Annotated in this window: 11 protein-coding genes; 6 read left to right on the top strand and 5 right to left on the bottom strand. The window is 32.9% G+C overall.

Annotated features, from left to right (window positions below):
* Positions 1–41: 41 nt before the first annotated feature.
* Both B3C18_RS01275 and B3C18_RS01280 read left to right on the top strand, forming a co-directional pair.
* Positions 42–2,378, top strand: coding sequence for an ATP-dependent helicase (locus tag B3C18_RS01275; RefSeq protein ID WP_053471409.1), 2,337 nt, complete (start codon positions 42–44; stop codon positions 2,376–2,378).
* Between the two features lie 142 nt (positions 2,379–2,520).
* A complete protein-coding gene (locus B3C18_RS01280) occupies positions 2,521–3,141 on the top strand; it encodes an L-threonylcarbamoyladenylate synthase (RefSeq protein WP_291141135.1) in 621 nt (206 codons plus the stop codon).
* A 188-nt stretch (positions 3,142–3,329) separates the two neighbouring features.
* Here B3C18_RS01280 and B3C18_RS01285 read toward each other — a convergent pair whose 3' ends face one another.
* The 3 genes from B3C18_RS01285 to B3C18_RS01295 are packed head-to-tail and all read right to left on the bottom strand — an operon-like array spanning position 3,330 to position 5,682.
* Positions 3,330–4,163: an OmpA/MotB family protein gene (locus tag B3C18_RS01285; protein ID WP_073481336.1), complete on the bottom strand. Its 834-nt coding sequence runs from the start codon at positions 4,161–4,163 to the stop codon at positions 3,330–3,332.
* A 34-nt stretch (positions 4,164–4,197) separates the two neighbouring features.
* On the bottom strand, positions 4,198–5,217 hold the full coding sequence (locus B3C18_RS01290) for a glycosyltransferase family 2 protein (protein ID WP_291141142.1): 1,020 nt from the start codon (positions 5,215–5,217) through the stop codon (positions 4,198–4,200).
* Between the two features lie 12 nt (positions 5,218–5,229).
* Positions 5,230–5,682: a type I restriction enzyme HsdR N-terminal domain-containing protein gene (locus tag B3C18_RS01295; protein ID WP_053471413.1), complete on the bottom strand. Its 453-nt coding sequence runs from the start codon at positions 5,680–5,682 to the stop codon at positions 5,230–5,232.
* Positions 5,683–5,778: 96 nt separating this feature from the next.
* On the opposite strand from B3C18_RS01295, the gene holA reads away from it, so the two are divergent.
* From holA to ettA, 3 genes are all read left to right on the top strand, one after another.
* On the top strand, positions 5,779–6,783 hold the full coding sequence (gene holA, locus B3C18_RS01300) for a DNA polymerase III subunit delta (protein ID WP_053471414.1): 1,005 nt from the start codon (positions 5,779–5,781) through the stop codon (positions 6,781–6,783).
* Between the two features lie 66 nt (positions 6,784–6,849).
* Positions 6,850–7,032 carry a CAL67264 family membrane protein gene (locus tag B3C18_RS01305; RefSeq protein WP_056209547.1) on the top strand — a complete coding sequence of 61 codons (183 nt, stop codon included), beginning with the start codon at positions 6,850–6,852 and terminating at the stop codon, positions 7,030–7,032.
* 80 nt (positions 7,033–7,112) lie between these two features.
* Positions 7,113–8,804 carry an energy-dependent translational throttle protein EttA gene (gene ettA / locus B3C18_RS01310; protein WP_031454670.1) on the top strand — a complete coding sequence of 564 codons (1,692 nt, stop codon included), beginning with the start codon at positions 7,113–7,115 and terminating at the stop codon, positions 8,802–8,804.
* Between the two features lie 233 nt (positions 8,805–9,037).
* Here the strand turns inward: ettA and B3C18_RS01315 are convergent, their stop codons facing one another.
* Both B3C18_RS01315 and B3C18_RS01320 read right to left on the bottom strand, forming a co-directional pair.
* The gene (locus B3C18_RS01315; RefSeq protein WP_291141156.1) at positions 9,038–9,451 is read right to left on the bottom strand and encodes a thiol-disulfide oxidoreductase DCC family protein; all 414 of its coding nucleotides are present in this window, start codon (positions 9,449–9,451) and stop codon (positions 9,038–9,040) included.
* A gap of 313 nt (positions 9,452–9,764) precedes the next feature.
* Entirely contained in the window at positions 9,765–11,930 is a 2,166-nt protein-coding gene (locus B3C18_RS01320; RefSeq protein ID WP_291141159.1) for an endonuclease MutS2, read from the bottom strand.
* 134 nt (positions 11,931–12,064) lie between these two features.
* Here B3C18_RS01320 and B3C18_RS01325 point away from each other — a divergent pair, with 134 nt between their 5' ends.
* Entirely contained in the window at positions 12,065–12,730 is a 666-nt protein-coding gene (locus tag B3C18_RS01325; RefSeq protein ID WP_291141162.1) for a uracil-DNA glycosylase, read from the top strand.
* The last annotated feature ends 21 nt before the right edge of the window (positions 12,731–12,751 follow it).

Below are 12,751 nucleotides of genomic sequence, written 5' to 3' on the forward strand. Positions count from 1 at the left end.
TCTTTTTTAATTCTTATTTTTGCATAAAGGAGAAAAATTACATGCAGAAATATATTGACCAGCTCAACGAAGCACAGAGAGCGCCTGTTTTACAAAAAGACGGGCCAATGATTATTATTGCTGGTGCAGGTTCGGGGAAAACCCGTGTTTTAACAATTAGAATTGCTTATTTGATGGCTCAGGGTGTTGATGCTTTCAACATTTTGTCGCTGACTTTTACCAATAAAGCAGCCCGTGAAATGAAGCACAGGATTTCGGATATTGTGGGAGCATCTGAGGCTAAAAACCTTTGGATGGGAACTTTTCACTCGATATTTGCCCGTATTCTTCGTTCAGAATCAGATCATTTAGGTTATCCCTCAAATTTTACAATTTACGATTCTCAGGATTCGGCGAGACTGATTTCTTCAATTATTAAAGAAATGCAGCTAGATCGTGATATCTACAAACCAAAACAGATTTTAGGCCGTATATCTAGTTATAAAAACAGCTTAATTACAGTAAAAGCCTATTTCAATAATCCGGAATTAGTCGAGGCTGATGCAATGGCAAAAAGGCCGAGATTAGGAGAAATTTATCAGCAGTATGTAGAACGTTGTTTTAAGGCTGGAGCAATGGATTTTGATGATTTGTTACTGAAAACCAATGAGTTATTAACTCGTTTTCCAGAAGTTTTAGCAAAATATCAGGATCGTTTCCGTTATATTTTGGTTGATGAGTACCAAGATACGAATCACTCTCAGTATTTGATTGTTAGAGCTTTATCAGACAGATTTCAAAATATTTGTGTGGTTGGAGATGATGCACAGAGTATTTATGCCTTCCGTGGAGCGAATATCAATAATATCCTGAATTTCCAAAAGGATTATGAAGGTGTAGTAATGTATCGTTTAGAGCAGAATTACCGTTCAACTCGAAATATTGTGGAAGCTGCAAATACGGTTATGGAGCACAACAAAACTAAACTGGATAAAGTAGTTTGGACTGCAAATGATTTTGGTCCAAGAATTAAAGTCCATCGAAGTTTGACGGATGCTGAAGAAGGTCGTTTTGTAGCCAGTACGATTTTTGAACAGAAAATGCAGAATCAATTGCATAATGGAGCTTTTGCAATTTTGTATCGTACTAATGCTCAGTCGCGTGCAATGGAGGACGCGTTGAGAAAACGTGATATTCCGTATAGAATTTATGGTGGATTATCTTTCTACCAACGTAAGGAAATTAAAGACGTTTTATGTTATTTGCGTTTGGTTTTAAATCCGAAAGATGAAGAGGCTTTGATTCGTGTTATCAACTATCCTGCACGTGGAATTGGAGATACAACTGTAGAAAAATTGACTATTGCCGCAAACCATTACAAACGCTCGATTTGGGAAGTAATGGTAAATATTGATAAAATCGACTTGAAACTGAATGCTGGTACAAAAAACAAATTGAAGGATTTTGTGACAATGATTCAGAGTTTTCAAGTTATCGATCAGAATCAAGATGCATTTTATATAACAGATCACGTTGCAAAGAAAACCGGTTTGGTTCAGGAATTAAAGAAAGATGCAACTCCGGAAGGAATGGCAAAAATTCAAAATATCGAAGAACTTTTAAACGGTATTAAGGACTTTACAGAAGGACAAAGAGAAATTGACGGAGCTAGAGGTGCACTTTCTGAATTTATGGAAGATGTGGCTTTGGCAACAGATTTGGATAAAGATACCAATGATGAAGATCGTGTTGCTTTGATGACGATTCACTTAGCAAAAGGATTAGAATTTCCTCATGTTTTTGTAGTTGGTATGGAAGAAGATTTGTTTCCGAGTGCGATGAGTATGAGTACGAGAAGTGAATTAGAAGAAGAACGTCGTTTATTTTATGTAGCTTTAACTCGTGCAGAACACCAGGCGTATTTGACTTATGCACAGTCACGTTATCGTTGGGGTAAATTGACAGATAGTGAACCATCACGTTTTATTGAAGAAATTGACGGGCAGTTTCTGGAATATCTAACTCCGTCAGAAAGTAATTATCGTTATAAATCTCCAATTGACGGCGATATTTTTGGAGACATTGATAAATCAAAATTACGATTAGCAAAACCAGTAGGAGGAACGCCGCCAAAGCATATTACAGATAATAACCCGAAACCGGACTTAAATATTCGTAAATTAAAACCTGTATCTGGAAATGCGCCGGAAAGTTCTAATACTAATTTGTTTGACAGTAAACTAACAATTGGAAATGTCGTAATGCACGAACGTTTCGGAAAAGGAGAAGTGATTAATTTAGAAGGAGTTGGAGCTGATAAAAAAGCCGAAATTAAATTTGAAGTAGGAGGAATTAAAAAACTTCTATTAAGATTTGCTAAATTAGATGTTGTAGGATAAATAAAGTTTCAGCTTTTGAAAACATTTGTCACCCTGAGCGAAGTCGAAGGGCGCTCCAATTGGACGTGGGCTTCGACTTCGCTCAGCCTGACAGCAGAGAACTTGAAACCTGAAACAAACAAAACTTTAAACAAAAACCAAAATGGCAGAATTCATAAAAATATATCCAGATAAACCTAGTGAAGCTGCAATTGCAAAAGTTGTAAAAGTGCTTCAAAATGGTGGTTTGGTAATTTATCCAACAGATACTGTTTACGGTTTAGGTTGTGATATTACCAATTCTCGAGCATTAGAAAAAGTAGCGAAAATAAAAGGAGTAAAATTAGAGAAAGCAAACTTCTCTTTCATCTGTCATGATTTAAGTAATCTTTCAGATTATGTACGCCAGATTGATACTTCGACTTTTAAAATATTAAAAAGAGCTTTACCTGGACCTTATACATTTATTTTACCGGGAAATAATAACCTGCCAAAAGAGTTTAAAAAGAAAACTACTGTTGGTATTCGTGTTCCTGATAATAATATTGTTTTAGAAATTGTTCGTCAGTTAGGAAATCCAATTGTTTCGACTTCGATTCGTGATGAAGATGATGTAATTGAGTATACTACAGATCCTGAATTGATTTTTGAAAAATGGCAGAATCTGGTTGATATGGTAATTGATGGTGGTTATGGAGATAATATTCCGTCAACAATTATAGATTTATCAGAGCATGAGCCGGTAGTTGTAAGGGAAGGAAAAGGGGATGTTGATATTTTGTAAAAAAAAACTTAAATAGCATAAAACTTAAAAAATTATAACTAACTTTAGTATAGTTAAAATTTAGTTAGTTAATAAAAGCAATGTTGTCCTTAATTTCTTTTAATTGGTTGTTAAAAAAGATTAAGGATACAAAAAAAGGCTGGTCAATTGACCAGCCTTTTCTGTATATAAAGTATATTACTTTAAAATTATTTTGCCTGTTTTTTCATTTCTTTCTCGATCATATCGTAGAATTGATCAATTTTAGGCATAACAACAATACGTGTTCTTCTGTTACGCGCTTTGTTGTCTGGAGTATCATTTGCAACTAAAGGTACATATGAACTTCTACCAGCAGCAATTAATTTAGCTGGGTTAACTCCTAGATCATTTGTTAAGACACGAACGATAGAAGTAGAACGTTTAACACTTAAATCCCAGTTGTCTAACAAAACTCCGTTGCTTTTGTAAGGAACATCATCTGTGTGACCTTCAACCATACATTCAAAATCAGGTTTGTCGTTTACTACTTTTGCAACTTTAGCCAAAACAGATTTTGCTTTGTCGCTTACGTCGTAGCTTCCACTTTTAAATAATAATTTATCAGCGATAGAGATAAATACAACTCCTTTTTCAACATTGATTTCGATATCCGGATCGTTGATTCCAACAGCACCTTTTAAACTTGTAACTAATGCTAACGTTACACTGTCTTTTTTAGTAAGAGCATCTTGAAGTCTAGATATTTTTAAATCTTTCTCTTTTAAGCTTTCTAATGATTTTTCTAAGTTTTCAGCTCCTTTTGTTGTTAAAACTGTTAAATCTTTAGAGCTGTTAATAAGGTCTTGATTATGTTGTTTATAGCTTTCAGCTGTTGCTGCTAATCCTGCTTTTTCTTCCAGACAAGAATTTAATTTAACTGTGCAAGAGTTTAATAAATCTTGTGTCTCTTTTTGCTTAGCCTCTAAAGCAGCATATTGCTTTTTAGATACACACGAAGTTAAGGCCATTAATACTGATAGTGCGATAACTATTTTTCTCATAGGTATTATATTTAATTAAACGTTGATTACAAATTTAGTTTTTAATATTTTGATTACTGTTAAAGATTTCTTTAAAAACCTCTAATTTCTTTATATAATAAAGGAAAACGATACTTTTTACAGTATAGTATTGCTGTATTTGAAAATCTTTTCGTTTGCTTAGATATTTTAAAGATAGGCAATAAAATGAAAAATGCGCCTTTAAAATTGCAAAAGTATGACCAAACTTTCCTTGTGTAAGAAAACGGATACCCGCAATTCCATCTAAAACCATTCGAAAGAAAATTACAAAGAACAATCCTTTTTTAGGAAGATTTTTGACAAGCATTAACAATGAATTCCTAAAGTTTAAATATGTTTTTTTAGGATTTCCCTGCTGTAAAGTTGCACCTCCAACATGATAAACTACTGATTCTGAATTGTATTTTATAATATGTCCTTCATTTGCAGCACGCCAGCACAAATCGATTTCTTCCTGATGTGCAAAAAAAGCTTCATCAAAACCTCCTAAAGTATGATACACCTCTTTTCTAATAAAGAAACAAGCACCAGATGCCCAGAAAAGTTTACAGCTGTCATCATATTGACCATTATCTTTTTCGATAGTATCAAAGATTCTGCCTCGACAAAACGGAAAACCATATTTATCAATAAATCCGCCAGCTGCTCCGGCATATTCAAAATATTCTTTGTTTTTAAAATCTAGAATTTTTGGCTGAATAATAGCGGTTTCTTTTTCTTTATCGAAAGTTTCAATGATAGGTTTTAGCCAATTTTCGGTTACTTCAATATCAGAATTAACTAAGGCATAAATTTCGGCATCTACACTTTGAAGTGCATCATTATAACCTTTTGCAAAGCCATGATTTCCGCTATTTTGAATGATTTTTATTGATGGATAATTTTCTCTAACAAAGTTTACAGAAGTATCTGTTGATGCATTATCAGCTACATAAATAGTAGCTTCTTCTGAATATTGTAAAACAGATGGTAAAAATTGTTCTAACAATTTAACTCCGTTCCAATTTAAAATGACAACTGCTATTTTATCCAAAAGTGTTTTATTTTATTTATTAATATGGTAATCTGGTAAGTTTTGTAAAAACTGATATTTTTCATTTTCAAAGTCCATTTGACAGTAAAAATGACTTAACCCATTCGTGACATTCAAAAACCGTGCCTTCATGGTCATGTTATAACGGGCAATTTGATCAAAAGTTGCTTGTGATATTTTAACTTCGGGCGCTTTGCACTCTACTAATATATGTATAGAACCGTCTGAGTTAAAAACTACAACATCATATCTTTTTCGTAATCCGTTGACAGTTAAAACTTTCTCTACGTTGATCAGTGATTTTGGGTATTTTTTTTCGTTAATTAAATAATGAACTACATGCTGACGAACCCATTCTTCTGGAGTAAGAATGATAAATTTTTTCCTGATTTCATCAAAAATAGACACTTTATTTTCGCTATTTTTGAATCGGAAAGTATATGTAGGGAAATTTAGTTTTAACATATAGCAAAAATATAAAATAGTTTCAGGTTTCAGGTTTAAAGTTTCAAGTTTTGGAACATGAACCTGAAACCTGAAATTTGAAACAAAAATATTTGAATGGACGAAGTTGTAAAAATTGTCAATGATATCAAGGCAGGAGATATAAAACCTATTTATTTTTTAATGGGCGAAGAACCTTATTATATAGATAAGCTGTCTGAATATATTGAACAAAATGTACTGGCTGAAGAAGAAAAAGGATTTAACCAAACGGTTTTATACGGAAGAGATGTTTCTATTGAAGATATTGTTTCAACAGCAAAACGTTATCCTATGATGGCTGATCGTCAAGTTGTTATTGTGAAAGAAGCGCAGGATTTATCCAGAACAATTGATAAAATCGAATCGTATGTTGATAATCCGATGCCATCTACAGTTTTGGTTTTTTGTTATAAATATAAAACGCTCGATAAACGTAAAAAAGTAACCAAACTTTTAGCGCAAAAAGGTATTGTTTACGAAAGTAAAAAACTATACGAAAATCAGGTTGGAGATTGGATTAAGCGTGTTCTGGCTGGGAAAAAGTACACAATCGACCCAAAAGCAAACGCTATGCTGGTTGAGTTTTTAGGAACTGATTTGAGTAAAATAAATAATGAGTTAGAAAAACTGCAGATTATTTTACCGCAGGGAACCATGATTACGCCTCAGCATATTGAAGAAAATATTGGTTTTAGTAAAGATTATAATGTTTTCGAACTTCGAAAAGCAATTGGCGAACGGAATCAATTGAAAGCTTATAAGATAGCCGAAAATTTTGCTCATAATCCAAAGGAATATCCGCTGGTAATGACAACCGGTTTAGTTTTTGGTTTTTTTGTACAGCTTTTAAAATACCACGGACTTAAAGATAAAAACCCAAAGAACGTGGCAGCTGCAATTGGTGTAAACCCGTATTTTCTAAAAGAATACGATTTGGCTGTAAAAAATTATCCAATGCGAAAAGTAAGTCAGATTGTTGGAGCTTTACGAGATATTGATGTGAAAAGTAAAGGTGTAGGAGCCAACGCTTTACCACAATCAGATTTGTTAAAAGAAATGCTGTATAAAATATTTAATTAAGCCGTGAAAATTCACGATATTTGCCTTTCTAAAAATTTTACTACTTAAAATAATAATTACACAATTATGGGAATGAATAAAAATACCGTTTTAGGATGGGCTACTTTTATAATGGTACTTATGGGATTATTGCTTATAGGTCTTGGCGCTTTTAGATATAGCGACGTTTCTGGCTGGGGATTTGCGGCGGCAGGTGTTGGTTTTTTTGCTAACGCTTGGGTTTTTAACGCTTTAAAAGGTAGAGTTTAATCTTTTCAATATCAATTGCAAAAATCAACTGCAATATAAAATCAATAAAAAATAATTAATTAAAATAAAAAATAAATAGAATGTCAGACGATAAGAAAGTAATTTTCTCAATGCAAAAATTGAGTAAAACCTATCAGGGAGCAGACAAACCAGTACTTAAAAACATTTATTTAAGTTTCTTTTACGGAGCTAAAATTGGTATTTTAGGTCTTAACGGTTCTGGAAAATCTTCTCTTTTAAAAATTATTGCAGGAGTTGATAAAAATTATCAAGGAGATGTGGTTTTTCAACCAGGTTATACTGTTGGTTATTTAGAGCAGGAGCCAATTCTTGATGACTCTAAAACTGTTATCGAAATTGTTCGTGAAGGAGCTGCTGAAACTATGGCTGTTCTGGAAGAATACAACCAAATTAATGATTTATTTGGTCTTGAAGAAAATTACTCAGATCCAGATAAAATGGATAAATTGATGGATCGTCAGGCAGCTTTACAAGACAAAATTGATGCTCTTGGTGCTTGGGAAATCGATACAAAATTAGAAATTGCAATGGATGCTTTGCGTACGCCAGAAGGTGATACGCCTATTAAAAACCTTTCTGGAGGTGAGCGTCGTCGTGTAGCTTTATGTCGTTTGTTATTGCAGCAGCCTGATGTATTGTTACTGGATGAGCCTACCAACCACCTTGATGCTGAATCTGTTCTTTGGTTAGAGCAGCACTTAGCACAATATGCCGGAACTGTAATTGCTGTAACGCACGATAGATATTTCCTTGATAATGTGGCAGGTTGGATTCTTGAGTTGGATAGAGGAGAAGGAATTCCGTGGAAAGGAAATTATTCTTCTTGGTTAGATCAAAAATCAAACCGTATGGCTCAGGAAGAAAAAGTGGCTTCTAAACGTAGAAAAACTTTAGAGCGCGAGTTAGAATGGGTTCGCCAAGGAGCAAAAGGACGTCAGACAAAACAAAAAGCACGTTTACAGAATTACGATAAATTATTAAATGAAGACCAAAAACAATTGGACGAAAACTTGGAAATCTATATTCCAAATGGTCCACGTTTAGGTACGAATGTTATTGAAGCTAAAAATGTTGCCAAAGCTTTTGGTGAAAAATTATTATACGATAACTTAAACTTTACTTTGCCACAAGCAGGTATTGTTGGAATTATTGGACCAAATGGTGCTGGTAAATCTACCATTTTCAAGATGATTATGGGAGAGCAAGCTACTGACAGCGGAGAATTTTCGGTTGGAGAAACTGTAAAAATCGCTTACGTAGATCAGTCGCACTCTAATATTGATCCGAATAAATCTATTTGGGAAAACTTTGCCGACGGTCAGGAATTAGTGATGATGGGAGGAAAGCAAGTTAATTCAAGAGCTTATTTATCTCGTTTCAATTTTGGTGGTGGAGAACAAAACAAAAAAGTTTCAATGTTATCTGGTGGAGAACGTAACCGTTTGCACTTAGCAATGACATTGAAAGAAGAAGGAAACGTACTTTTGCTGGATGAGCCTACGAATGACTTAGACGTAAATACACTTCGTGCACTTGAAGAAGGTTTAGAGAATTTCGCTGGTTGTGCTGTAATTATTTCTCACGACAGATGGTTCTTAGATAGAATTTGTACACACATCTTAGCTTTTGAAGGTGACTCTGAAGTATATTTTTTCGAGGGAAGTTTCTCTGATTATGAAGAAAACAAAAAGAAGCGTCTTGGTGGTGACTTAACTCCAAAACGTTTGAAATACAGAAAATTGATTAGATAATAAAATCTAAATTTTCAATAAAAAAAATCCCAAATTCCAATTGTTGTGAATTTGGGATTTTTGTTTTTATTAGGTTTTTCCGTTTTGTTTGTCATTTCGAGGAACGAGAAATCTTCGCGAGAAGCTCGACAAAGATTGGGTTTTCGTTACGGAGTTACTTGCGAAGATTTCTCGTTCCTCGAAATGACAATATTGCGTAAAGTATTGGAATTTGGAATTTTATAAATTGGGATTTAAAGAAACTTAGCCTTCAATTCCGGAGTAGGAATCATACAGCTTTCTTTTTTGCCATACCATTTATAACGGTTTTTAGCAATATAGTCGTAAATGTAATTTCGAAGTTTTTCAGGTAAAATTTTAAAAACAGAAAGTAAGCTGTAAAATCCGCCTAAGTCATTTGCAATTTCTATAACTGCAGATGATTTATGATAATAAGCAACACCAGGATTATATAAAATAATGCTGTCAATTTTAGTTTGATCGACACCTATATAATTGCAAATCTCTTTTCCCAAATCTGACTGCAAAGCCACAAAACGAAAAATATCTTTTTTGTCATGTTTAATAATAAACTGAACTGCGCCGTTGCAAAGATTACAAACGCCATCGAAGAGGATTATTTTTTTGTGCTTTGGTAAATCTTGCATTTTGATGTCTTAAGATGAAAACTTTGTCAAAGTTTGAAACTTTGACAAAGTTATATGTAATTTGTTGTTTCTCGAATGACAAAAAAGAGTGTAAAACAACTATCAGTGTAATTTATTAAAAATAAAAATTCAATAAATTTTACAAATTAAAAATGACTTTCATAAATTATTTTTAAGCAATTTTTGAAATTTTCCCATCTTCGTAATTGTCTTTTTGAAGATCGCTTCTTAAATCGCTTTATTTTGATTTTGTCTCAATTTCTCCCATTTTTCAAACTAAAAACTGTCACTAAGACTGAAAACTCAAAAAAACTTATTTCTTCCCAGCTTCAACAAACTCCAATTCGTCTAAACTTACTTTCGAAGTGAAAATTCCGTAATTAACAGTTGCTTTATTTTTTTCGATAGAGTCGATACTTCCAACAGATCTTCCGTCGAGCATTCTAACTCGGTCACCAACTTTTAAAATTGGTTTTGGCTTTTCTACAACTGGTTTGAGTTTCTTTTCTTTTTTCTCTTTTCTGATTTCTTCAACTTGAACAGAAACTTCGGCAATAATTTCTTTTTTCTTTTCTATAATTGCTTTAGTTTCTTTTGGCGTTGCTTTTTTACGTTTTGAATTTTCGATTTCAACGATTTTCAAAAATTCTCCAATAAGATCTTTTTTATTTTTATTGTTGAAATATTTTTCAGCAATATCTTCAATTTTTTGACCAATGTAAATTGTTTTCTGATTGCTGTCATATAATTCCTGATAGCTTTCTAGTTTCTGTTTAATTTTTACATTGATGTTTTCCATCTTTTTACCTTCTTCACGTGCACGTGTTTCTTCTTCTTTTAAATTAAGAGAAGTTTTTTCGAGTTTCGATCTTTCTTTTTGAAGTGTTGCAATGGTTTTATCAAAACGAACTTTTCCGACTTCGATTTTCTTTTTCGCACGATTAATCAATCCAAACGGAATTCCATTTTTTAATGCAACTTCAAAAGTAAACGAACTTCCTGCTTGTCCTAAAGCCAATTTGTACATTGGTTCTAAAGACTTTTCGTCAAACATCATATTGGCATTTGTAGCAAAAGGCAATTCATTAGCCAAAATTTTTAAATTTGAATAATGCGTAGTAATAATTCCGAATGCTTCGCGGTGATAAAATTCTTCCAGGAAAATTTCAGCTAAAGCTCCACCCAATTCTGGATCAGAACCTGTACCAAATTCATCAATTAAAAACATGGTTTTCTTGTTGCATTTCTTCAAGAAATAATTCATGTTTTTTAAGCGATAACTATATGTACTTAAATGATTTTCAATAGATTGATTATCTCCAATATCTGTTAGAATTCTATCAAACAAAAAAGTTTCACTTCTTTCATGAACCGGAATCAATATACCAGATTGCAGCATCAATTGTAACAAACCAACTGTTTTTAAGGAAATTGTTTTTCCTCCGGCATTTGGACCAGAAATTACAATAATTCTGTTTTCTTGTTTTAATTCAATTGTCTGCGGATGTGTAACTTCATTTTTTTGTTTGTTGTTCAAATACAAAATTGGATGATACGCTTCTCTAAAAAATAATCTTCTTTCTTCAGTAATTGTTGGTAAGATTCCGTTGATTCGGTTGGCATATTTTGCTTTTCCGGCAACGACATCAATGTCACTTAAAAAGTCTTGATATTCAATTAGTAAAGGTAAATACGGACGAATTATATTCGATAAATTCTTTAAAATTCTCGTAACTTCTTCCTTCTCTTCGTATTCAAGATTCGCTAATTCTCTTGAATATTTTAAAGTAGCTTCAGGTTCAATATAAGCAATGCTTCCAGTTTTGGAACTACCTAAAATTGAGCCTTTTACTTTACGTCTGTACATAGCAAGAACTGCCAAAACACGACGGTTTTGAACGAAACTTTCTTTGATATCGTCTAAATATCCTAAGCCATTGTATTGCGTTAAAGCTACACCAAAACTTTGGTTTACTTTTCCGCGAACCAAATTCATATTCTGACGAATACTCAAAAGTGCAGGAGAAGCATTGTCTTTAATTTCTCCGTATTTGTCAACAATTGCATCAATATACGTTATGATGTCTTTTGTTAATTCTACACGAGAAGCCCTTGCATTTAAGTTTGGATAATAATCATCGAATTTTTTTAAGAAATTCAATAAGACATTTGTAGTAGCAGAAAGATTGGCAATTTTTCTAAAACTGCCTACTTCAAGAAAACTGTCTTCGATTGCTAAAAACTTAATTTCGTGCGTTATAGCGTCAAATCCATGATTTGGAATTGCGTTGTTATTTTCAAAAGACGAAACATATTCTGAAGTCTGCATTAAAGACTGCATTAAGGTTTCTTTATCTCTGAATGGTGTTATTTGTAAAGCTTTTTCTTTTCCAATATCTGTATTACAGCCTGCTGAAATGGTTTCGAGCACTGTTGGAAATTGTAAATCTTGTAATGTTTTTTCGGTAATACTAATCATTTAATTTCTTTAAGAAAGTACAGGCAAAAATACAAAAATAGTATCATTGAATACTGTAAAGTTTTAGTGTTATTTTATTGTTTGTTAAAGTATGATTTAACTTAAAAATTTCTGAAATTCGCATAAAAAAAATTATGGACGTAAAAATGCATTCTTCTTGGAAACCAGTTTTGAATGAAGAATTTGAAAAACCTTATTTCAATGAATTAATTGATTTTGTAAAATCAGAATATTCTACTAAGGTTTGTTATCCAAAAGGAAGCCAGATTTTTTCAGCTTTTGATCATTGTCATTTTGATCAGGTAAAAGTAGTTATTATTGGTCAGGATCCCTATCACGGGCCTAATCAGGCAAATGGTTTGTGTTTTTCTGTAAATGAAGGAATTCCGTTTCCTCCATCTCTATATAATATTTTCAAAGAAATCGAAACTGATTTAGGAAAGCCGCTTCCTAAAACCGGAAATTTAGAGCGCTGGGCAGATCAGGGTGTTTTTCTTTTAAATGCTACTTTAACCGTTAGACAATCTGAAGCCGGAAGTCATCAGGGAAAAGGCTGGGAAAAATTTACTGATGCTGTTATTAAACAAATTTCTGCTGAATCTGAAAATGTTGTGTTTTTACTTTGGGGCGGTTTTGCTCAAAAGAAAGCAGCATTGATCGACGCTTCTAAACATCATATTTTAAAATCAGGACATCCATCTCCTTTAAGTGCTAACAGAGGATTTTGGTTTGGAAATAAACATTTCAGCCAGACAAATGCTTTTCTAAAATCAAAAGGACTTAAGGAAATTGAGTGGTAATATTTTTTTGTTTCGAAGTAT

This window comes from Flavobacterium sp. UBA7680 (assembly GCF_002482975.1).
In the GTDB taxonomy this organism is placed as follows: Bacteria; Bacteroidota; Bacteroidia; order Flavobacteriales; family Flavobacteriaceae; genus Flavobacterium.

Excerpts from the sequence above, each read along its gene's own strand:
- B3C18_RS01320 (WP_291141159.1), bottom strand. The coding sequence starts at position 11,930 with ATGATTAGTATTACCGAAAAAACATTACAAGATTTACAATTTCCAACA.
- ettA (WP_031454670.1), top strand. The coding sequence starts at position 7,113 with ATGTCAGACGATAAGAAAGTAATTTTCTCAATGCAAAAATTGAGTAAA.
- B3C18_RS01295 (WP_053471413.1), bottom strand. The coding sequence starts at position 5,682 with ATGTTAAAACTAAATTTCCCTACATATACTTTCCGATTCAAAAATAGC.
- holA (WP_053471414.1), top strand. The coding sequence starts at position 5,779 with ATGGACGAAGTTGTAAAAATTGTCAATGATATCAAGGCAGGAGATATA.
- B3C18_RS01275 (WP_053471409.1), top strand. The coding sequence starts at position 42 with ATGCAGAAATATATTGACCAGCTCAACGAAGCACAGAGAGCGCCTGTT.
- B3C18_RS01280 (WP_291141135.1), top strand. The coding sequence starts at position 2,521 with ATGGCAGAATTCATAAAAATATATCCAGATAAACCTAGTGAAGCTGCA.
- B3C18_RS01315 (WP_291141156.1), bottom strand. The coding sequence starts at position 9,451 with ATGCAAGATTTACCAAAGCACAAAAAAATAATCCTCTTCGATGGCGTT.
- B3C18_RS01285 (WP_073481336.1), bottom strand. The coding sequence starts at position 4,163 with ATGAGAAAAATAGTTATCGCACTATCAGTATTAATGGCCTTAACTTCG.
- B3C18_RS01325 (WP_291141162.1), top strand. The coding sequence starts at position 12,065 with ATGGACGTAAAAATGCATTCTTCTTGGAAACCAGTTTTGAATGAAGAA.
- B3C18_RS01305 (WP_056209547.1), top strand. The coding sequence starts at position 6,850 with ATGGGAATGAATAAAAATACCGTTTTAGGATGGGCTACTTTTATAATG.